Origin of the sequence: Nonomuraea sp. NPDC049269, from assembly GCF_043197155.1 — a bacterium.
In the GTDB taxonomy this organism is placed as follows: Bacteria; Actinomycetota; Actinomycetes; order Streptosporangiales; family Streptosporangiaceae; genus Nonomuraea.
Window position 1 is genome coordinate 528,379 of the sequence record NZ_JBICSO010000004.1, and the last position, 18,633, is coordinate 547,011.

33 protein-coding genes are annotated in these 18,633 nt (G+C 67.0%); 24 read left to right on the forward strand and 9 right to left on the reverse strand.

The features are described 5' to 3' along the window. Positions 1 to 460: 460 nt before the first annotated feature. The 20 genes from ACGFNP_RS25015 (at position 461) to ACGFNP_RS25110 (ending at position 9,908) form a co-directional block, all read left to right on the forward strand. The gene (locus tag ACGFNP_RS25015) at positions 461 to 706 is read left to right on the forward strand and encodes a hypothetical protein (RefSeq protein ID WP_393322545.1); all 246 of its coding nucleotides are present in this window, start codon (positions 461 to 463) and stop codon (positions 704 to 706) included. Next, positions 706 to 891 carry a hypothetical protein gene (locus ACGFNP_RS25020; protein ID WP_393322548.1) on the forward strand — a complete coding sequence of 62 codons (186 nt, stop codon included), beginning with the start codon at positions 706 to 708 and terminating at the stop codon, positions 889 to 891. Before ACGFNP_RS25015 ends, ACGFNP_RS25020 begins: the two co-directional genes overlap by 1 nt. Further along, positions 891 to 1,187 (forward strand): hypothetical protein, encoded by a 297-nt coding sequence (locus tag ACGFNP_RS25025; RefSeq protein WP_393322551.1) that lies wholly within the window; start codon positions 891 to 893, stop codon positions 1,185 to 1,187. Before ACGFNP_RS25020 ends, ACGFNP_RS25025 begins: the two co-directional genes overlap by 1 nt. Before the next feature lie 21 nt (positions 1,188 to 1,208). Continuing rightward, positions 1,209 to 1,358 carry a hypothetical protein gene (locus ACGFNP_RS25030; RefSeq protein WP_393322554.1) on the forward strand — a complete coding sequence of 50 codons (150 nt, stop codon included), beginning with the start codon at positions 1,209 to 1,211 and terminating at the stop codon, positions 1,356 to 1,358. Positions 1,359 to 1,453: 95 nt separating this feature from the next. Then, positions 1,454 to 2,800, forward strand: a complete 1,347-nt coding sequence (locus tag ACGFNP_RS25035) for a hypothetical protein (RefSeq protein WP_393322557.1) — start codon at positions 1,454 to 1,456, stop codon at positions 2,798 to 2,800. Positions 2,801 to 2,942: 142 nt separating this feature from the next. Continuing rightward, entirely contained in the window at positions 2,943 to 3,275 is a 333-nt protein-coding gene (locus ACGFNP_RS25040) for a hypothetical protein (RefSeq protein WP_393322560.1), read from the forward strand. After that, positions 3,272 to 5,407 carry a hypothetical protein gene (locus ACGFNP_RS25045; protein ID WP_393322563.1) on the forward strand — a complete coding sequence of 712 codons (2,136 nt, stop codon included), beginning with the start codon at positions 3,272 to 3,274 and terminating at the stop codon, positions 5,405 to 5,407. The genes ACGFNP_RS25040 and ACGFNP_RS25045 overlap by 4 nt, the downstream gene beginning before the upstream one ends. A gap of 190 nt (positions 5,408 to 5,597) precedes the next feature. Further along, positions 5,598 to 5,771 (forward strand): hypothetical protein, encoded by a 174-nt coding sequence (locus ACGFNP_RS25050; RefSeq protein WP_393322566.1) that lies wholly within the window; start codon positions 5,598 to 5,600, stop codon positions 5,769 to 5,771. An 88-nt stretch (positions 5,772 to 5,859) separates the two neighbouring features. Continuing rightward, positions 5,860 to 6,012, forward strand: a complete 153-nt coding sequence (locus ACGFNP_RS25055; protein WP_393322569.1) for a hypothetical protein — start codon at positions 5,860 to 5,862, stop codon at positions 6,010 to 6,012. Positions 6,013 to 6,035: 23 nt separating this feature from the next. Then, positions 6,036 to 6,296 carry a hypothetical protein gene (locus ACGFNP_RS25060; RefSeq protein ID WP_393322572.1) on the forward strand — a complete coding sequence of 87 codons (261 nt, stop codon included), beginning with the start codon at positions 6,036 to 6,038 and terminating at the stop codon, positions 6,294 to 6,296. After that, positions 6,293 to 6,493 carry a hypothetical protein gene (locus tag ACGFNP_RS25065; RefSeq protein WP_393322575.1) on the forward strand — a complete coding sequence of 67 codons (201 nt, stop codon included), beginning with the start codon at positions 6,293 to 6,295 and terminating at the stop codon, positions 6,491 to 6,493. Before ACGFNP_RS25060 ends, ACGFNP_RS25065 begins: the two co-directional genes overlap by 4 nt. Before the next feature lie 166 nt (positions 6,494 to 6,659). Continuing rightward, positions 6,660 to 6,824, forward strand: a complete 165-nt coding sequence (locus ACGFNP_RS25070; RefSeq protein ID WP_393322578.1) for a hypothetical protein — start codon at positions 6,660 to 6,662, stop codon at positions 6,822 to 6,824. An 82-nt stretch (positions 6,825 to 6,906) separates the two neighbouring features. After that, positions 6,907 to 7,086 (forward strand): hypothetical protein, encoded by a 180-nt coding sequence (locus ACGFNP_RS25075; protein ID WP_393322581.1) that lies wholly within the window; start codon positions 6,907 to 6,909, stop codon positions 7,084 to 7,086. Between the two features lie 142 nt (positions 7,087 to 7,228). After that, a complete protein-coding gene (locus tag ACGFNP_RS25080) occupies positions 7,229 to 7,408 on the forward strand; it encodes a hypothetical protein (protein ID WP_393322584.1) in 180 nt (59 codons plus the stop codon). 46 nt (positions 7,409 to 7,454) lie between these two features. Further along, positions 7,455 to 7,580 carry a hypothetical protein gene (locus tag ACGFNP_RS25085; protein ID WP_393322587.1) on the forward strand — a complete coding sequence of 42 codons (126 nt, stop codon included), beginning with the start codon at positions 7,455 to 7,457 and terminating at the stop codon, positions 7,578 to 7,580. A 48-nt stretch (positions 7,581 to 7,628) separates the two neighbouring features. Continuing rightward, positions 7,629 to 8,237, forward strand: a complete 609-nt coding sequence (locus ACGFNP_RS25090) for an HU family DNA-binding protein (RefSeq protein ID WP_393322590.1) — start codon at positions 7,629 to 7,631, stop codon at positions 8,235 to 8,237. Between the two features lie 68 nt (positions 8,238 to 8,305). Beyond that, a complete protein-coding gene (locus tag ACGFNP_RS25095) occupies positions 8,306 to 8,791 on the forward strand; it encodes a hypothetical protein (RefSeq protein WP_393322593.1) in 486 nt (161 codons plus the stop codon). Continuing rightward, positions 8,788 to 9,177 carry a hypothetical protein gene (locus ACGFNP_RS25100; RefSeq protein ID WP_393322596.1) on the forward strand — a complete coding sequence of 130 codons (390 nt, stop codon included), beginning with the start codon at positions 8,788 to 8,790 and terminating at the stop codon, positions 9,175 to 9,177. The genes ACGFNP_RS25095 and ACGFNP_RS25100 overlap by 4 nt, the downstream gene beginning before the upstream one ends. 124 nt (positions 9,178 to 9,301) lie before the next feature. Continuing rightward, positions 9,302 to 9,607 carry a hypothetical protein gene (locus ACGFNP_RS25105; protein ID WP_393322599.1) on the forward strand — a complete coding sequence of 102 codons (306 nt, stop codon included), beginning with the start codon at positions 9,302 to 9,304 and terminating at the stop codon, positions 9,605 to 9,607. 97 nt (positions 9,608 to 9,704) lie between these two features. Then, a complete protein-coding gene (locus tag ACGFNP_RS25110) occupies positions 9,705 to 9,908 on the forward strand; it encodes a hypothetical protein (protein WP_393322602.1) in 204 nt (67 codons plus the stop codon). A 101-nt stretch (positions 9,909 to 10,009) separates the two neighbouring features. Here ACGFNP_RS25110 and ACGFNP_RS25115 read toward each other — a convergent pair whose 3' ends face one another. Next, on the reverse strand, positions 10,010 to 10,462 hold the full coding sequence (locus ACGFNP_RS25115) for an NUDIX domain-containing protein (RefSeq protein WP_393322605.1): 453 nt from the start codon (positions 10,460 to 10,462) through the stop codon (positions 10,010 to 10,012). Between the two features lie 156 nt (positions 10,463 to 10,618). After that, positions 10,619 to 10,921: a hypothetical protein gene (locus ACGFNP_RS25120; RefSeq protein ID WP_393322608.1), complete on the reverse strand. Its 303-nt coding sequence runs from the start codon at positions 10,919 to 10,921 to the stop codon at positions 10,619 to 10,621. A gap of 173 nt (positions 10,922 to 11,094) precedes the next feature. Between ACGFNP_RS25120 and ACGFNP_RS25125 the strand changes: the two genes are divergently transcribed. The 4 genes from ACGFNP_RS25125 (at position 11,095) to ACGFNP_RS25140 (ending at position 14,355) form a co-directional block, all read left to right on the forward strand. Next, the gene (locus ACGFNP_RS25125) at positions 11,095 to 11,553 is read left to right on the forward strand and encodes a lamin tail domain-containing protein (protein ID WP_393322611.1); all 459 of its coding nucleotides are present in this window, start codon (positions 11,095 to 11,097) and stop codon (positions 11,551 to 11,553) included. A gap of 194 nt (positions 11,554 to 11,747) precedes the next feature. Further along, a complete protein-coding gene (locus ACGFNP_RS25130; RefSeq protein ID WP_393322614.1) occupies positions 11,748 to 12,365 on the forward strand; it encodes a hypothetical protein in 618 nt (205 codons plus the stop codon). Then, positions 12,343 to 13,407, forward strand: coding sequence for a helix-turn-helix domain-containing protein (locus ACGFNP_RS25135; protein ID WP_393322617.1), 1,065 nt, complete (start codon positions 12,343 to 12,345; stop codon positions 13,405 to 13,407). The genes ACGFNP_RS25130 and ACGFNP_RS25135 overlap by 23 nt, the downstream gene beginning before the upstream one ends. A gap of 315 nt (positions 13,408 to 13,722) precedes the next feature. After that, complete coding sequence (locus ACGFNP_RS25140; protein ID WP_393322620.1) at positions 13,723 to 14,355, forward strand: DUF1524 domain-containing protein; 633 nt, start codon at positions 13,723 to 13,725, stop codon at positions 14,353 to 14,355. A gap of 147 nt (positions 14,356 to 14,502) precedes the next feature. On the opposite strand, the gene ACGFNP_RS25145 is transcribed toward ACGFNP_RS25140, so the two are convergent. From ACGFNP_RS25145 to ACGFNP_RS25175, 7 genes are all read right to left on the reverse strand, one after another. Continuing rightward, positions 14,503 to 15,000, reverse strand: a complete 498-nt coding sequence (locus ACGFNP_RS25145) for a hypothetical protein (protein WP_393322623.1) — start codon at positions 14,998 to 15,000, stop codon at positions 14,503 to 14,505. Between the two features lie 400 nt (positions 15,001 to 15,400). Beyond that, positions 15,401 to 15,781, reverse strand: coding sequence for a hypothetical protein (locus ACGFNP_RS25150; protein ID WP_393322626.1), 381 nt, complete (start codon positions 15,779 to 15,781; stop codon positions 15,401 to 15,403). A gap of 52 nt (positions 15,782 to 15,833) precedes the next feature. After that, positions 15,834 to 16,388 (reverse strand): hypothetical protein, encoded by a 555-nt coding sequence (locus ACGFNP_RS25155; RefSeq protein ID WP_393322629.1) that lies wholly within the window; start codon positions 16,386 to 16,388, stop codon positions 15,834 to 15,836. A gap of 100 nt (positions 16,389 to 16,488) precedes the next feature. Beyond that, positions 16,489 to 16,611, reverse strand: coding sequence for a hypothetical protein (locus ACGFNP_RS25160; RefSeq protein WP_393322632.1), 123 nt, complete (start codon positions 16,609 to 16,611; stop codon positions 16,489 to 16,491). A 9-nt stretch (positions 16,612 to 16,620) separates the two neighbouring features. Further along, positions 16,621 to 17,400 carry a CHAP domain-containing protein gene (locus ACGFNP_RS25165; protein ID WP_393322635.1) on the reverse strand — a complete coding sequence of 260 codons (780 nt, stop codon included), beginning with the start codon at positions 17,398 to 17,400 and terminating at the stop codon, positions 16,621 to 16,623. Then, entirely contained in the window at positions 17,397 to 17,561 is a 165-nt protein-coding gene (locus ACGFNP_RS25170; RefSeq protein ID WP_393322638.1) for a hypothetical protein, read from the reverse strand. The genes ACGFNP_RS25165 and ACGFNP_RS25170 overlap by 4 nt, the downstream gene beginning before the upstream one ends. Before the next feature lie 648 nt (positions 17,562 to 18,209). Then, positions 18,210 to 18,530 carry a hypothetical protein gene (locus ACGFNP_RS25175; RefSeq protein ID WP_393322641.1) on the reverse strand — a complete coding sequence of 107 codons (321 nt, stop codon included), beginning with the start codon at positions 18,528 to 18,530 and terminating at the stop codon, positions 18,210 to 18,212. Between the last annotated feature and the right edge of the window lie 103 nt (positions 18,531 to 18,633).

The window sequence follows — 18,633 nt, forward strand, 5'->3', positions numbered from 1 at the left end:
CTCGACGGCGGTACCTGTGACACGGGGCCGCGGGCCTTTGCTTTTGGGTTGCGCCTCAATCCCGTTCTCTCTCGCGAGACGGCGGACGTAGGCATCCGTAAAGGGCGAATGCTCCGCAACGTCCGTCGGCCGCTCTCTTGCTCGGAGAGCGGCGAGCACAGCAGCAATCACGTTCTGCCGCGCCTCTGCATGTGCCGCTTCTGTCTGGCGATAGCGAGCCGTGCTTACGTCGAGCAGCACCAATGGATTCGTATCCTCCGTCATACGGAAGAGAGTACCGGAACATGGTTGCGCATCCCAGGGTCATCGACTAACGTCAGTAGCGCAACAGGGTTGCGCACTCAAGATCCGCAACAGCAGTCCGACGTGATGACGTCGCCCTTCTATAGCGGTGGGCCAGGCGATTCGAGCGCCCGGCCCACCCGATCACCTCGCACCTGTCGCCCAGGAGGAGAGATCTGTGTCGCATTCTACGACCGCGGCCACCGTGCCAGTCCCGGTCGAAACCCTGCAGAGAGTCGCGGAGTCGCTGATGCTCGTCGCGAGGTCAGCGGACGTGAACCGCTGCCTGATCGCCGACCTGCTCGGCGAGGAACTGCCAGTGGACGTCTCAGTTCTCGCCGAGCAGCTTCAGCCCTCTGCGTCGCCGCCTGCTGGTGTGGCGGACTTCGTCTCCTACCGTGCTCGTCGTCTCGCGGTGTCGTGATGACTCCCGCCCAGATGGCCGCGACCCTCGACAAGGTCTCCGCCACCACCCGCGCGAGCATCCAGCACACCGAGAGCCTCCGCCGAGAGTCTTCGATCCTCGACCAGCGTTGGGCTTTCGACGAGAGCCGCTGCACCGACGTGAACTGCACCAGCCGTCGCTGCTCCTGCAAGCGGGGCTCCTGATGAACCAGCCCGGCCACCGCGCCCCCGCCCTCCTGCGGTGGCCGGGCATCCCAACCCAACCCCTGGAGATCGACATGAGCACCGAGTACGAGATCCACATCGAGGACATGACCGGCGACTGGGTCACCTACCGGCGCCCGACACTGCCAGCCGCTCTGGCCACTGTGCGACACGCACGCGACGAGCTCGGCGCACGGGCGGAGATCTGGCAGCGCGAGCCCGGCAGCGACTGGGTGTTCGTAGGGCCCAAACGCCGTTGGTTCCTGCCCTGGACGTGGAACGCCTACCACTTCTGATCTCCCCGTCTGGAGCTCTACATGACCACCTACGCAGACGCCTACCGCCAAGCCCGCCAGTACAAGAACGCAGGCCTCTCCCCGGCCGAACTGGCAGCGCTGGCCCTCCGCTACGACGACGAAGGAAAGCACCCCGCTGCCGCCGCCTTTCAAGCGGTCGCCGACGAATAGCCGCAGCCCGACCGGACCGCGAGGAGCCGGCATCCCAGGGAGCAGGCCCTGGGCGGGCGCTAACCACCGCACTCCCCCGACAGGAAACCGGAGCCATGAACACCAGCCAGCACCCAGAGCGCGTCAACGGGGCCGCCCCTGCGGTACTGCCGCCCCGGCCCACCCGAGCTGAGCGCCTGGCCGCCGACGCCGCCGCAAACGCCCGCCGCGCCGACATCCTCGACGAGGCCAAGCGCGACCGCGCACGTCGTGCGGAGGAGTGGGCCGCCGAGCGCGAGCAACTCCGCCATGACCGCCGGCGCACCCGCAAGACCGCGCAGGACGACGCGCGCCGCGAGCGGCTCACCGTCTGGCAGATCCGCCTCCAGCGGTGGTGGCACGCGTTCATCCTTGTCGGCGCCATCGTCGGCGTGAACATCGTCGCCGTCGTCGGCCAGGTCACCGCGTTCACCGCCGCCAAGGCCGCGAACGGTTTCGAGTGGAGCACACCGCAGGCGCTGGCCACCGCGGCCGTCATCGAGTCGATCGCCATCTACGTCGGCTGGCACGCCCACGTCGCGCTCATCGAGGGCGACAGCGTGATCCGGCTCCGCCTCACCTCCTACACGATCGCGCTAGGAGTCGGCGTACTGAACTACCACCACTACGCCCCCGACTGGCATCCCAGCGACAAGGCCGCCATGTTCGGCGCCGCTTCGATGCTGTCGCCGTGGCTGTGGGCCATCCACTCCCGCCACCAGCACCGGCAGGACCTGCGCAAGGCCGGGCTCATCGATCCCAGGGCGCCGAAGTTCTCGGCGCTGCGCTGGGTCCTGCACCGGTCCGAGACGTGGCGGGCGCTCCGCTGGGCGGTACGCCACAGCGAGCAGTCGCCGACCGCCGCGATCCTGGCCAGCCAGGGCGAACGCGGCCTGTCAAACGCGACGCGGTCCGTCGACCGCGCTCATGTCGCGCTGGCCGCCGGGCGGGACGCTCTCATCCGGGCGCAATCTGCCGCGCTGGCTGCCACCGAGACGTACGTGCTGACGCTGGAGAACCGTGTCGGCGAACTGTCACAGCACGACGCGATCGAAGCGCCGCAGGCGGAGCCCGTCCCTGACACTTCCACGGACGATGTCGCTGACACTCCGGATGTCAGCGAAGAGATCGCCGAGGCGGAGCGGGAGCGTCCGGATACGCAGGACAACCGCGAAGCCGAGAAGTGGATCCGTGGCAAGATGCGCGCCGGTCGCACCCCCAAGCAGGCTGACATCGCGACGAAGTACGGCTTCTCCAACGGGTGGGCCAGTTCTCGTGTCAAAGCGGCTCGCGCCGATCTGTCTGCGGAGGGCTACCGGTTCCTGCCCGGCAACGTCGTCATGCCCCCCTCCGAAGCCGACACTTCCGCCGACGTCGCGGATGTCAGCGAAGCGGACGCCGAAGTGTCTGGAGACCAGTCATGACCCGCTACCAGGACCCCATCTGTGGCCACATGCACAACCTGGAAGACCTCCCCAAGTGCCCCCGGCATGGCGTCAACTTCAGCCGCCACTGTGATGGCTGCCAGGGCGTAGCCGGCAAGACGCCGTGCGGAGGTGGCCAGTCGTGAGCACCATCGTCGTCCTCATGCTGGGTCTGCTCGGCGTGCTGGTGATGGGTGCCAGCCGCGACGCAGGCGCCGATGCGCGCACACCCAGCGAACTGCTCGGCGCGATGAAGGCCACCGGCTGGCGAGCCGTGTTGTACGCGGCTGGTGGGCTCGTCGTGGTTGCCGCCCTCGTTGCAGGGTCCGCGTCTGGCCTGGCGCTGAATGTCGCGGCGAAGGCGGTGTACGGGCTGGCCATGGTGTTGGCCGCGCTCGCCTGGCATCTGCGCGGCCTCACCACCGCAGTGCCCCGCCAGGAGCCGTTCGCGATGCCTCGCGGGGAGGCGGCGTGAGCAGGCCTCTGCAGGTGGTTCCCAACACTCCCGACGACGACCAGAGCGGCGTGATGAGCGACGTAGACGTGGAGGACGCCGAACTCGCCGATGTCGAGGACCGGCTGCCGGCGGTCGCAGAGCAGCGCAAGCCGGTCCCGGTCGCAAACGGGCTGGTCGTGAACACGCCCTGGTCGTACGCCTTCCAGGGTCGCTCGATCCTGCCCGCCTGGCTGATCCAGCGCGAGCAGCGGCGGGCGGCGGTCCGGTGGGCGCGCGACCTGGTGGTCCACGAGGTGGCGTTCCAGACGGTACGGCTGCCGCTGTACGGGCTGCGGTTGTGCCTGTACACGCCGCGCGGCGTGGGTCGTTCGCTCGCGGCGTGGGGACGCTGGGTATCGGACGCCGAAGCCCGGCCGTTGCGCCGCAACAGCATCGCCGCCGACAACGTCGCCACCTACCAAGCCCTGACGCAGCTACGCAACAGCCGCATCAAGTCGCGCGGCATCACCTCACTGGCCGCCGCCGGCCTACTGCTGATCCTGCTGCTGATCGTGATCGTGGTCTGGCCGTGGCTGCTGAAGTGGCTGCTCATCGGCGCCATCCCAGCATTCGGCTACGTCGGCCGGCGGCGCGACAAGCCGATCGTCGAGCACGCCCGCATCGCCAACCCGAAGGCGGTCCGGCTCACCGAGGATGTGCTCACTCGCGCGTTCATCGCCGCCGGGCTGTGCAGCGAAGAAGACTCGATCGCGGTGTTGCAGCCGATTCAACGCGACGGCGAGGGCTGGCTGGCGTTCATCGAACTGCCGTTCGGCAAGAACGCCGAAGGCGCGGTGAAGAAGAAGCTCGACATCGCGGGCGGACTCGGCGTGCACGAGGTGCAGGTGTTCATCGACCGGATTCCCGGCCGGAGCCCCCGCCACCTTGAACTGTGGGTCGCCGGGGAGGACCCGTACGCGTCCATGCCGCCGGTGACGCCACTGCTGGCGTTGGAGCGGCTCGACTTCTGGAAGGGCTTCCCGTTCGGAGTGGATGCCCGCGGCCGGGTCATCTACCTGTCGCTGATCTGGTCGTCGATCCTGGTCGGCGCGATCCCGCGGATGGGCAAGACGTTCGCTGCCCGCCTGCCCGCGCTGGCGGCGGCTCTGGACCCGTTCGTACAGCTCATCGTGTTCGACGGGAAGGGCGGCAAGGACTGGAAGGCGTTCGAGCGGATCGCCTATCGGTATGGGTCCGGCGTCCGCACGGTGATCGTGGAACTGCTACTGCGGACGCTGCGTGAGCTGCAGACGGAGATGAACCGCCGCTACGAGCTGCTGCAGAGCCTGCCGGACGATGTGTGCCCCGAGGGGAAAATTACGCCCGGTCTGTCGCGGAACCTGTCACTGAACCTCCAGCCGATCCTGGTCGCGATCGATGAGATCCAGCGCTATCTGGAGCACGGCACGTTCGGCGAGGCCATCAAGGAAGTCATCGACGACCTGGTCAAGACCGGCCCCGCCGTCGGGATCATGTTCGATCTGGCCACGCAGAAGCCAGACGGGAAGGTCATCCCGACCGGGATCCGAGACAACATCGGCACCCGATTCGCGCTGAAGGTCATGTCGTGGCAGTCGTCGGAGGTGATTCTCGGCTCCGGAACCAGCAAGGCGGGGATGGACGCCTCCAACTTCCAGCGGGCGCATAAGGGTGTCGGCATCCTGCTCGGCGCAGACGACGGGGAGTTGGCGGACGCAGGCGCGCAAACGGTCCGCACTCACCTGGCGGACCTGACGACGGTGACGACGATCTGCGAGCGGGGCCGGGAGTTGCGGGTCTCGGTGGGCACCCTGACCGGGCATGCAGCCGGGGAGCAAATCGAGGAACGCGCCACCATCAGCGTGCTCGACGACGTGGCCGGCGTGTTCGCCCGCGGCGAGGACCGGCTCTGGTCGGAGGAGATCTGCGACCGGCTGGCCGAGGTGAACCCGGCCGCCTACTCCGGCTGGGACGCCACGACGCTGGCCAAGATGCTCAAGCCGTACGGCCTCATCACCAAGGACGTGTGGATCAAAGACCCGGAGGACGGCGGCTCCCCGACGCGCAAGGGACTCAAGTACGAGTGGGTCCTCGCGGCACAGGGCGGACGTGCCGGAAAGGGGCGTCCATGAGTCCCCACAGGGTGCCCGCTAGGCGGCTAGGTGCCTGGTCGGAGCGCATCGCGTTGCCGCTAGGCCTAGCGGCAATGGGGCTAGGTCTAGCGAGGTTCTAGCGGGTCCTGAGTGGCTGTTTCGACGCCACATCGGTGCCTTCCGATCCACCAATCCATACAGAACAGACCGGTAGAGAAGGGATCTTCAGATGAACCAGAGGAAGTTCCGCACCCAAGGCGGCGGCGTCGTCGAGTGGACGTACACGCACGACGTCCCGGCGCAGGTGGGCTCGTACACCTGCTCGGGCTGCGGCACCACCAGCAGGCGCGTCCAGTGGGGCGTCGCCAACTCGCACGCCGCCAACTGCCACCAGATCCCCTGACCGCGCGGTGGCTGCGGGGACTGTCTCGGCCATGCCGGGACGGTGCCCGGAGCGTCCGCTCCACCCTCTCGAAGCAAAGGACACCATCGTGAAGCTCCCCTTCAGCAAGCCCGGACTGTCCTGCCCCACCTGCGGCGGTGCGGGACAGGTCACCATGCAGAGCTTCGGATTCGGCGGCAAGAAACTCGTCTCCCGCAAGTGCCCCAGCGGTTGCCGCAAGGGCACGCTCAAGCGCCGCTAACCCACCCTGGAAGGACCATCACCATGGCACGTCTCTTCACCCTGGCCGCGGGCTTCATCTTCGTGGCCGCCAGCTCCGTGATCGTGGCGCGGGTAGCGTCCGCCAGCATCCCTACGGCGTACCTGCTGCTCGCACTCGTAGGCGTGTCGGCGATCGGCGGGATCGTGCTCCTCGCTCGCCAGACCCTGCGTAACCCATGGACGGCACTGGGCAAGGCCGACGCCGAAGAGGACCCCGCAGAGCCGACCGGGCCTGACCGCGCTAGACGCCGGGTGGCGCCGTGAGCACGGACCGCTACCGCGTGATCGTCAACGGCCACAGCGCCGAGAAGACCATCACCAAGCGCGGCGCCGAGTCGCTGGCCCAGCTCGCCCTCGACAACGACCTACCGGCCCACGTCGAACCGACCGAGGTCTGCCCGGACTGCGGTCTGCATCGCCACGGCGGCGAGGACACCTGCCCGGACGCTCCGGAGCGGTAGGCGCTGCCTGAATCCACACCAGGAGCCCGGTTCCACCTGACGTACGTCGAGGACAAGCGGTCGGGCACGTCCAAGGTCGTCGACAAGAACGGTGAGGTACAGAGCCGCTTCTCCTGGTAGGGACGTCCACCGCTTCACGGAACGACTCGGAACGAAGGAGAACGACATGCCCGACGAGAAGATCAGCAACGAGGACCGGCGCCGCAAGTCGGCAAAGACGGCGGAGGCGTGCGTGAACGTCTTCGCGCGGGCCACCCGCCGCAGGGACGGCTACGACGCCCCGAACGCGAGGCCGCGGTCCGTCGAGCTGTTCGAGGTCGAGGACGACTGACCCCAGCAGCCGGGTGCCGGTGTGGCCGTTCCGCCAAGACCCGCCACACCGGCACCCCCTCACCACCCCGAAGGAGAACGACATGAGCAAGATCCTCGGCAACAAGAAGGACCGCGACGAGCTCACCGCAGCGCTGCGCGACGCTCCGGCCGTGGAGACCGCGGACGACCCTCGCCACCAGGCCAGCCAGGAGCGCATCCGGCGGGCGGAGTCGACTCTGCCCCCGCTGGCCCGCTTTGTCGCCCGGGAGAAGTCGCGATGAGCCAGTGCTGTCCGCGCTGCCACACCGCGCTCGACGAGGGCCCCGTCATCTACCGGTGCCCCTGCTGTCGGCGTGCGGTGCCTGCCGCCGACCTGGACACCGAATACCACCCCAGAACGCTCGTCACGACAGGAGCCAGCACGTGACCGCCGAGAGGAACGTCTACATCGTCGACATCGACCAGCCCGGCGAGCGGACGCTTGCCGACCGCATCATGGGCGGCCCCATCTACGTGTATGGCGACGAGGACCTGGAGCTCCGCCAAGAGGCCGCCAAGAAGGCGGGCGTGAAGCTGACCGTTCGCCCGGCGCCGAAGGTCTGACGTCGCGGACCTCCGCACGGCAACTCAACGAACAGGAGAGATGACCATGAGCGCTGCCGTCTACCAGGGCCCGTGCCCCGACTGCGGGTCCTCAGTCAGCACCATGCACGAGAACGGCACCGTACAAGTCTGCGACAAGTGCACGTTCATCCTTTGGGAGGACCTGGGCTGATAACAGAGAGCCGAGGTTGCGGGTCCCCGCCCGACCAGCGCGGGCGGGGTGCCTGGAGCGTCCGCTCCCACCTATCCGCCGGAAGGGAGCCCGTCATGGGCCAGAGCAAAGCTGAACGCGAAGCCGCCATCAAGAAGATCAAGGACAAGATCTGCGCCGACCTCGACGTTCGGCCGGACGAGGTCGTCCTCAAGGACAACCACGACATCGTCGTCGACCGGCGCAAGACGCACCCGGGCGCCGTGCCCATGGTCGTCGGTAGGTGGAACTGACGTTGCGGATCGCGCCTGGCCAGACCAGGCGCGTGTCCGGAGCGTCCGCTCTGATCAGCACCACCAAGGGAGAACCATGAACAAGACCCAGGTCATCAACGCGGTCACCGAGCGCGCCGACCTCGACAAGGCAGACGTGTCCGCTGTCGTCGGCCATATCATCGCCGTCATCCAGGACGCGGTCGCTTCTGGCGACAAGGTCGCCATCGCAGGGTTCGGCTCGTTCGAGCAGGTGTACAAGCCTGCCCGTACCGCCCGCAATCCGCAGACCGGCGCCGAGGTGCAGGTGCCGGAGTCGTGGGCGCCGAAGTTCCGTCCGGGCTCCGAGTTCAAGGAGCTCGTCAACGAGGGCGGCAAGACTGCGGCGACCGAGCAGGCCGCCTAACCACGGGCCGGTGTGTCCCAGCCGGAACCCTGCGGCTGGGGCACACCCCCACACCGAAGGAGATCACCGTGATACCTGCACCCACCCCCACGCCGGCCCAGCTCGGGAATGTCGATCTCGACTCGTGGCGGGTCGTCCCCGGCGAGGACAACCCTGAAAAGCTCGACTGGGGCAGATGGGCCGTGGCCGGCGGCGACGAATTTCTGGAGCCCTACATCGAAATCGTCGGCAGCGACACCGCCAAGCAGATCGCCGAGTTTCTCGTTGAGGCGGTCCAGCAGCACGCCCGCAAGCTGTGGACCGAGGGCGCCATGGCGGCCATGCTGCAAGCCCGCCAGCAGATTGGCGAACCCGCCCAGACCCTGTTCGCCTGGGGCGCGGTCTGCGACCTGATGCAGCAGATATCCGCGATCAGCGCCATATTCCAGGAAGGGCTCACCACCAGAGGGCGCGACCGCGACGAGCGGCTGTATCCGCTGTACGCCAACCTGGCGGCGACCCTGCTGATGCACATGGAGCAGATCAGGGCCGACGAAAGCAACTACGGGGGATGACCGTGCTCGTTCAAGAATTTGAGCGCGTCAAAGGCAACGGGTCCGTCGACCGCATGATGGCGTTGGCCGGTGAACTGGGGCTGACGGAGGCCGACCTCGCCCATCTGCCCCATCAGTTCGCAGCGGAGATCGCCGAAGGCTGCATCTGGGACGGCGAGCAGCACGGCGTAGTGGACGACGCGGACTGGCACGCCATCTTCCGCGCCGAGGCCGACATCGCCGTGGCGGCCGGGCTGGAGGGCATCGTCGCCTATCTGCTGTGCCAGTTCTGGGAGGAGGGCGTGGAGAACATCCTCCACCATCCCCAACTCAGCTCCGACATGTCGCCTGAGGATGTCGCCCGGCGGGTGCGGCTCAAGCTGCGAGCCGATGCCACGTTCCTGTAGCGAACCGCTCTGGGTGATCTCTGATTCCCGCACCCCACTGGGGGTGTCCACATATGCCCCGGTCGCCTTCCCCGCGGCCGGGGCCCACTTCAACCGCCTGAGCGCCAACCAAAGGAGACCCACCATGCGAAAGATCATCACAGGCTTGCTGCTGGCCCTGTCCCTCACGGCATGTGCCATGCCCGCCCCGAGCAGCAAATCGGGCAACTCCAGCAAGAGCACAAGCGGCGCCAGCCACGAAGCCGCCAAGAGCGGCATGAAGACCGTGTCCAAGGACGACATGCCGGGCGTCGTGCTGGCCCTGATCGGCGACGACGAAGGGCTGACCATCCTGCCCATCGAGGACGCGGACAGCTACGACCGGCGGGCGACGAAGAGGCAGATCCGCGCCTGCATGAAAGACGCCCGCTACCCGGACTGTCTGCCGTAGACCAACCTTGTGCCGGCGCCCCGACCGAATCCCTGCGGCCGGGGCGCTTCCATGTCCGCGTTACGTACAGAATGTCCAGTTCGGCTAACCTGTTCGAATGGCAGCATGGCACGGCCCGGAGGGCATCCGAGTCGAGGTCATCGTGCTCAACAAACGGACATGCTTGCGTGTCTCCCAGGTCGTGAACGGCCGCCGCTACCACCAGGCGTACTGCAGCCTGGCCGAGCTGCCCCAGCACGTCGACCTGGCCGACCTCGTCGAGGTCATTTACCTGCCTCGACGGTCCGCGAGCCGGCCGTAGCCGCCTGCGGCCAGCGACACAGGGCGGTCGTGGTCGCTGCCCGGCGGCGAGGTGCTCGTTGGGGGCCAGGCAGGCCGCGGGCCCTACGGCCTACTGCGGGGTCAGGTGGTGGTGCGTGCGATCAGGAGCCGGTGTGACTCCTGCACTCCGTCGGGAAGATTGTGCGGCGAGAACCATTTCGCCTCCAGGATTTCGACTGAGTCGATGGTGGGTGTGCCGCCGGTGAATTCGGCTTCGTAGGCCACTTCCACCCGCAGCTTGTATCCGCTCTTGACGTGCAGGAGCCGGCCGACTTTGACGTGCAGGCCGGTCTCTTCCCGTACTTCGCGGATGATCGTGTCCTCGAACGCCTCGGACTTGTTGGCGTAGCCGGTCGGGCACCCCCATGGGCGGTCTGGGGGCCACATGCGGTGCCGCAGGAGGAGCACGCGGCCCTCGCTGTCGCGGACGACGCCGGTGACCCCGACCATGAATTTGGCGTGCCACAGCCACAGCAGGCGCCATTGCAGCGGGCCGCGGATGAGCCGCCACAGGCGGGCGAGGAGGTTCTTCATGAAGATGCTCCCTTCGGGTCATCCGCGGCTTCCTGCCGTGGTGGGCGCCGCGGAGCTGGCGTGTTGCAGATTGCCATGTCCACAGGTCAGCCGGTGGCCGTTTTGCGGGGCTGACCCTGGACGGCGCGTGGCTACCGACCGGTCGGTAACCTGCCTCTAGTCAGCATCATCCCTTGTGGCCATCTTGTCGGCGGCCTCCCGGAGAGCCTTTTCCGCCTTCTTCCGGTCGTCTACCTGCCCCCACCACGTGTGCTCCTGGATCTCTACCGCCAGCCGTCGACACTCGCCTTGGAGGGTGAGCCACTCCTGCCGCTGCTCCTCGGTGGGCGGCTCTGCCTCCAGCGCGGCAACGGCGGCAGCGGACGGGATAGCCCGGCCGAGCGCGGACAGGCGGGTCTGCGCGGCGACGAAATCGACCCGCTTCTGCAGCAGGTCGGGCGGAATCTCGTAGGCGGCCATGGTGAATCTCCCCTGGTACGTGGTTCGGGGCGATCCTAGTCCGAACGTGAGTGCGATCACGGAGGCGGGGCGGGGTGTTGGCCAGAAGCGGACGCCCTCTCGCGACAACCAACACGGCGCATCCGCCGTCTCACCGGTTGTCACGTTCCACTCCCCCGCCAAAGGACTCGAAGATGCGTCCCGCTCCCGCCCTCGCCGCCATCGGCACCGCCGCAGCAGTGCTGCTCACTCTCACGCCGGCCGCCGAGGCCGCCACTCCCGTCGTGCAGATCACCAAGGTCTGGTACGACAGCCCCGGCAAGGACACCCGCTCCAACGCCAGCCTCAACGCCGAGTACGCGCAGTTGAAGAACCGCACCACCAAGGCGATCCAGTTGGAGAAGTGGATCCTGCGAGACGCCAGCGGCCACAAGTACAGGTTCGGCCGCTTCCTGCTCGCGCCGGGCAAGACCGTCACCGTGCGCACCGGGGACGGCTCCGACGGGACGAGCACCGTGTACTGGGGCAGCGGCAACTACGTGTGGAACAACAGCCCTGGCGGCGACGTGGCGGGCATCTACCGGGGCAGTGACCTGAAGCGCATCGACACCTGTTCGTGGGGGCGTAGCAGCAGGGCGTACACCACCTGTTGACGGAACTGTCGGAGGTGTCGCCTACGCTGGCCACGGCCTGATGGGCTTCCCCAGCATGACGAAGAGCCCGCCACTCCCGGCATGGGGTGGCGGGCTCCGCGTTTCCATGCCTTTGGGCAACCAGTGGGAGATCGATGTTAGGAAGTCCGCCAAGATGATCGTGGTGTTAGATTTTTGCTGATAATATCAGCGCCATGGCCACTCATGCTGACCAGCAGTACCTAATAGACGCCGTTGGCCCTCTATGCGCCCCGCTCCACAAGTCGCTGGAGCGGGCACGGTCGATCGCCGAAGCCCACTTCCTTGAGCATGGCATGAACGAGGCCGAGGACCAGTGCGGCGTCACCCATCTGACACGCTTTCACCTGCGCAGCCGCCTGCGCGTCGAGCATCTCGGCGGCTGGACCCTCGTGCAGAACAGGATGAACGGGCAGGTGCTCCTGCGGCAAGGCATGCTCAAGATGCGCGTCCTGCACGAGTGGCCGAAGGATGGGATTCCCGCTCCAGGCAGTAACGAGGCCCGCATCCACTACTGGCGCAACCCGGACGTAGGTCTGTACGGCGTGGAGGCGAGCCAGCTCGTTGGCGTTTGGGGCCTCACGGAGCAGGACGAGATCGACATCCGCATCGTACGGACGGTCGGCAGGTGGAGCACCGGCCAGGCTGCCAAGGTAGATATCGACTTCCCGCTGTCGCGAACCTGGGACGAACTCGCGAACCTGGAGTTCAAGCCCTCTACGGGCAGCATTGACGTGGTACTTCCCTTCGAGCGAGATGAGGACGAGGGCGATGCCGACACCGCTCGCGGGTGAACGCATTCGCGCACTTCGGCACCTCCTGGCACTCACGCAAGAGCAGTTGGCGGAAGCCGCTGGCGTCGGGCAGTCGCGGATCTCGGAGATCGAACGCGGTCGGCTCGCCGCCACCGACGACGTCATCGACGCCATCGCGGCGGCGACTGCCACCCCCCGACGCTTCTTCGAGGTGATCCCGCCGGACGTGCCGCTTGCGACGCTGCGGTTCCGCAAGTACGCCACCGCTCGCCGCACCGAGGCCAAGCAAGTCAAGGCGCTCTTCGATGAGGCATATCGCATCACGAGCGAACTGATGCGCAAGGCAGGGTACGGAGCCCCAGCGCTCCCCTTCGCCACGAAAGACGTGTCCAACGACGACATCGAGGACTTCGCCGCGCAAACCCGTGAAGCTCTCCAGATCGGTGGCGACGGGCCGATGATGCACGTGACCCGTGCATGCGAACGTGCAGGCATCGCCGTTGTACCGCTGACGTTGCCAGGTGAGGAAGACGAGGCCCAGAAGGTCGATCATTTCGGGATCAGTTACTGGCCAGCGCCATACGAGCCCGCTTTGATCGCCTATTTCACGGGCGGCCCCGGCGACCGGCTGAGGTTCACGCTCGCGCACGAACTTGGGCATCTGGTCTTGCACAGCAGGCGTCGAGATGTCGCTGACCCCGAAGGAGAGGCGCACCGATTCGCCGGCGCCCTCCTCCTTCCACGCAAGCGCGCCCTCGATCTCCTTCAAGATCCCGTAGTCCTGACCGATCTCGCCCGCATGAAGGCCACCTGGGGAATCTCCATACAGGCACTCATCATGCGCGGCTGGCATCTGGGCCTCATCGACGACGCTCGCAAGAAGTCGTTGTTCATCCAGCTCGGAGCCCGCGGCTGGAAGAAGAACGAACCTGTTCAGGTCGGCCACGAAGAGGCAGTCCTAGTGCGCATGCTTCTGTCCAGCCAGTACGGCTCTCACCTGTCAGACATGAAGATCGCCGACGAGGTCGGCCTTCACACAATGACCCTGAGGTCGATGGCGCCGAAAGTCTCCGCAGCCTGAGCCCTCAACAACGCGAAGAAGCCCGCCCGTCCTCGAAAGGACAGGCGGGCTTCTCGATCCCAGGCGTCTCGGCCAGAGTAGGCGCGGGTCCCGCATGGCACAAGGCGTTGTACAGCGCGGACCATATGCGGCTTGTGCCCACACTCTGCAGGTCAGGGCGCTGACGTTACATGGGACACGCCGCAAGACCGCAGGCCAGGCTTGTGGCTTCCGGCATGGCGGCTTCCGTTACCCGCCTGAGACCTTCGTCTTGTCTCCCCGTCGCGCCCCCGCCAGGCAACGCTGGCCGAGACGGGAACAGAAGGGCTCACCCCCATGCGCCGCATCGCCCTCGCCTCTATCAGCGCCGCCATCAGCGCACTCCTGCTCTTCCCGCTCGCCCCGACTGCAGCGTGGGCGGGCCCGCCCGGCATCCCTACCGCGCAGGTCGCCCTCGACGAGCTCGCCGCCGTAACCATCGCCGAAGAGACGCACGCCGACACCTACGACCGCCGGCTCTTCCCGCACTGGGCGACCGTCCAAGGCACCTGCAACTCCCGCGAAGAGGTGCTCAAGCGCGACGGCAAGGACGTGGTCACCGACGCTTCCTGCGCCGCCGTCAGCGGCTCCTGGTACAGCCCGTACGACGGCGCCACCTGGACGTCCGCCTCGGACATCGACATCGACCACATGGTCCCGCTGAAGGACGCCTGGCGTTCGGGCGCTTGGGAGTGGACGACCGCCAAGCGCAAGGCGTTCGCGAACTCGCTGCAGGACAGCCAACTGTGGGCCGTGACGGACAACGTCAACCAGTCCAAGAGCGACCAGGACCCGTCCACGTGGCGTCCTCCGCTGGCCAGCTTCGAATGCGAATACGCCCGCTCGTGGGTAGATGTCAAGTTCGACTGGGGCCTCACGATGCAGCCGGCCGAGCGGACCGCACTGGAGCAGATGCTGGCCACCTGCTAGCCCGTACAACACGAAGGAGCCCGCCCTCCGAAGAGGACGGGCTCCTAAGTTGCAGGCGGCGGCTCTGCCACCGTACGCCGCGAATGGGTTGAGACGCCAGAGAAGCGCCGCCCGGTCCCCGGGAACGCCCCGCCTTGGGGTCCTGGGTCAGCTCAAAGTGCAGGCGACGCCCGTGGGGTTGAAGGCCTCACCGCTGGAGGTCGCCGTCCTGATGACCTTGCCGTCCAGCCAGGTCTTCTTGATGATGTTGTAGCGCTTCTTAACACCGATCGGGTAAGCCCGAAACACCTGAGTGTTCTTCGTGAACGGCCGGGAGTTGCACTGGGACGTCACGGTCGCCGTGGTGGACTTGCTGAAACCGATCTGGCCGGCGACGAAGTCGCGCGACACACCGAGGTTGACCTGGATGGTGCGCTGGACGGAGAACGACCGGGAGATCGAGCAGGTGCCGCCGACAGCGACGGAACAGCTCGCCAGCATCTTCTTGTAGTTCACGGCACCGTTGTGGACGCTCGTCACCTTGATCGAGTACCTGATGTGGGGAATGCCGGGGATCGGCTCGGCGGCGGCGCTCTGCGCTGTGAACGGGATGAGCGCCATGGGGAGAACGGCTAGCGCGGTGGCCCATCGTCGAGTTCTGGCCATGGGATCCTCCTTAGGGTGCCTGCTTTTCCGGGAGGTCACGCTAGAAGAGAGCGGTATGTCGCCGGTATGTCGGCTATGGAACCTCACAGTTGTCGCGCTTATGTCGCACGCAGTCCGCTCCCGGGACCAGTTGATGAGATCCATTGGCCGTCGGTCAAACAGAGAAGAGGGCCGGGCGGCCCGAAGGCGACCCGACCCCGTACGCGCTCTCGACCGGATCCGAACCGGCGTCTCCGCCAGGGAGGCCACCTGCCCTCACGGGCGGGACTCGATCCCTACTCCTGGCGGCGTCCTGGGCCACTAGACGACGAGAGCGCCCCCGCCGCTGTACCGCGTGAGCGGGTGCCACAGCGTCCTGTGGCAGAGGCGGGCAAGTCAGCCTAGCGAGCCAGGCTGACACTCAGCGGACGATCTGCCGCTCCGCACGCACGAACCCCGGAGCAGGGTCAGCAGCGGGTGTGAGGCCGAGCGGCATCAGCAGCATCAGGACGACGTTCAGCGCCGCGATCAGCGCGCCCGACGACTGCTCGGACAGCGGCAGCCCGAACGCCACGAACCCGGTCAGGAGCGTCTGCACGGCGCCGGTAAGCGCCGACACGACGAGCGGACGGGTAGCCATGGCGACCAGCAGAGCGACGGCGCCAGCGGCCAGAGTCATGACCCAGCCGGACACCTCCTCCGTCAGGCCGAGCTGGTTGAGCGCGGGCAGGGTGACGAGGAACGCCAGCACCGCCTGAAGCGCGTGAAGGATGACCGCCGGTTCACGACCGAAGATCTTCATAGCCCCTCCTCAGGGACAAGCCCGCACCTGCGGCGGGAAGCTTGAGCTGGTGTCAAGGCTTGACGGTGTAGCCGCCGTTCCAGTCCCACGACTTGCTGGAGTAGACGTCGGCGCCGTTGGCCTTGGTCACCCAGGCGGTGTCGGCGTCGTTGTTGTAGAACTGGCCGAACGTGCCGCAGTCGGTGTCGCTGTTGGCGAACAGCTGGTACTCGCTGCCGACCTTGCGGTTACCACCCCACCGGGAGCCGTTGAACACGGTCACGTACTCGTTGGGCTGGACCATGGTGGTGGCGTTGGAAGGCAGGTCCACGATCTTGTACGTGTTGCAGGTGTGGGCGTCGCCCCCCACCGTTCTGGCGTGAGCCCAGTTGTCCTCGACCAGGACGCCGGCGACATCGACCGGGGCATTGGACACGTTCTGGAACTTCACGAACTCGCGGTTACGGTTCGCGTAGCTGTCCGCGCCCATGGCGTCGGTGCCGACCTCGACGATCCGCAGGACATCGCCTGGCACGTCAACCGTGGTGACCGCCGATGCTGGGCTGGTGGACAGGCTCGCGGCGATCAGGACGCCAGCGAAGAGGGAAGCGCTCTTGGAGATGCGCATTTCGAGGATGCTCCTTGAGGAGGTGACATGAGAAGAGCGCCTCACGTCGGGGTGAAGCGCTCGGCGGCGAACTACTTCCAGACAGGAAAGAGTTCGCTGATCAGTTGGCCTCGTCGATGAGGCCGGGCGTGCGCCCGTCTTCGGGCTGTCGCTCCTCCGCAGGCTCGGGATGCCGCGGCAGGAAGGATTGGTACGGCCAGTAGCGCAGCCAGAGGCCGTCCACGCAGGCCGGTTACTTGCCGACTTCGAGGTGGACGGACACGTTGTCCAGCGCTGTCCGGATCTGCTCGATCAGCGCGTCCACGTCCAGGTTGGCGTTCTGCGCCGCGAGCGCGTCGGCGAGCGTCTTGATGGTGGCGTTCTGCGCGTCCAGCTTCGCCTCCATCGACGCCATCCGGGCGCGCATCTCGTACAGCCACTTCGCCGAGTTGACCAGCACGTTCCCGGCCTGCCACTCCGGGTTCTCCTTGCTGCCGAACGGCACCGCCAGTTCGTGCTGCCACAGCTCCTTGGCGCTCACGTCGTCCTCCTCGTTCGTCTTTCCGTAGGGCGGGTTCCAGAAGCCGGCGACGACGCTCGGGCCGCGGACTCGCCGCTTACCCATGTCGTCGGAGTTGCCTTCGATGGTCTGCACCCGGCCGTCGCCCAGGTTGCGTTCGACCACGCCGACGTGGTCGACGCGGGAGATGGTGTCGCTGCCATCCCAGTCGAAGTAGATGATCGCCCCCGGCTTGGCATGCTTGCGGATGTTCTCCGCAGTGCCCGCGTACCAGCGGCCCAGATTGCGGCCGTCCTCAGCCCCGTACACCGTGTAGGCCCTGTCGCCGTTCGGGCATACAGCTTCGTAGTTGCCAGAGTGGAAGGCCGCCCACGTCACCGTCATCTCGCACCACGGCGTCGAACCGGGACGGAACTCGGCGCCGTTGCGGCCGGCGTACCAGGCGTGGATGGCGTTCGGCTCCCCCCACCCGAGCACCTTGCGCGTCTGCGCCAGCATCGCCGCGGCGGTCACAGTTCCGCCTCCGGATGCCCGTCACCCTCGTAGATGCCGGTCTGCGGGTTGAGGACGTAGCCGAGCGAGGCTAGGACCTCTTCCTCGTCGTCCTCGGTAGACCCCCACCCGCGGGTATCCACGCCCTCGGAGGTCAGCTCCGCTTCGGTCTTCTCGCTCACGATCAACCCTCCGGCTTGCATGAGTAGGTGGTGGATCCGGGCTCGTCGGGGGTGCACCGGTAGGTGATGACGCCGACCGTGAATGTCCAACTGGCCGGCGGCGGGCCGGTTTCCCCGCGGGGCCCGGTTTCGCCCTTGGGGCCTGGAACGGTGGAGTCGGCGCCGTCCTTGCCGTCTGTCCCGTCCTTGCCCGGCTCTCCCTTGGCTCCTGGAGGGCCGGTTACGGTGTCTCCCGGCTCACCTCTAGGGCCGGGGCTTCCCGCCACTCCGGCGGGCCCTGCGGGTCCTGTAGCGCCCGGCTTCCCGTCTCGTCCTGCGGGCCCAGGCGGGCCGCTCGGGCCGGTCAGGCCGCGAGGCCCGACGACGGTCTGGCCAGCGGGACCGACTGGCCCGCGCTCACCCGGAGGGCCCGGAGACACCGACACCAAGGGGACGCCGCCGAGGCGTTTTACCTGCTCGGACAGAACCTGCCCGTCCGACTCCGCCTTCCGGAGTTGGCTACGAACGTCGCCGATCGCAGCCATCCCCGCGGCCATCAGCCCCGCGAACGCGACCGCCGCGCCCAGAGGCAGCCACCAAGCTCGATGCCGTGACGGCTTCTCGGTGACGCCGTCTTCGTCGAGCCCGTCGTCTTCATGGCGGCCCATCTCAAGATCCCTTGCTGGTCAGCCACAGTTGGATCAGGAGGATCACCAAGGGGGACACGAACGCCGTGAACACCGCTGTGACGATCAGCTTCCGGTCGCCGCTGCGCTGAGCCTTTTCAGCGTCGCGTTCCGCCTTCAACGCAGCGATTTCGCTCTCGTGGTCGTCGAATTGCCTCTGGACCGCTGCCTGGTATGCCTGGAACAGGTCGTTGGTGACGACCCGGTCCAACCTCGTGTTCAGCGCGTTGAACCCTGCTTCGACGGTCCGCCGGAGGGCTTCCACGGTTCGGTGGAGCTCCCATGGGGTGGGCTCATCAGCCACGTCACTCCTAGCGGGGGAAAGAGGGTGTGCCGCCCGACTGCACTCTCAACAGAACGGGCGGCACGATCAAGGGGCCTGCTGATGTAACGCAAGGCGTCCATTT